Below are 267 nucleotides of genomic sequence, written 5' to 3' on the forward strand. Positions count from 1 at the left end.
TTCAAATTAAATAAAATTACATAAAAAAAAAAATCTTCTTCCTCTAAAAACCTATGCAAATGCCTTGCCCTCCCTTTTACCATTGAACCTCATCATCCATTGAACCGTGCTTTCAAATGGGCCTCGATCACTTTCTTCTACATTAGCAAGTTCTACTAGAAGAGATTCAAGTTCTACAATACTCAACCTCCGAGCTGAAGATAAGAGAATCATAACTAAATTCTTATAAAAAATGAAAGACTTACAAAAGTAAATTTTAACTTTAGC

1 protein-coding gene is annotated in these 267 nt (G+C 31.8%); it reads right to left on the reverse strand.

The window, feature by feature from the left end:
• Nucleotides 1-51: 51 nt before the first annotated feature.
• Nucleotides 52-267 (reverse strand): hypothetical protein (locus SM755_RS23765; RefSeq protein ID WP_323174851.1); only part of this gene is annotated, 216 nt, incomplete at its 5' end.

Source organism: Natrialba sp. PRR66, assembly GCF_034808065.1.
Classification (GTDB): Archaea; Halobacteriota; Halobacteria; order Halobacteriales; family Natrialbaceae; genus Natrialba; species Natrialba aegyptia.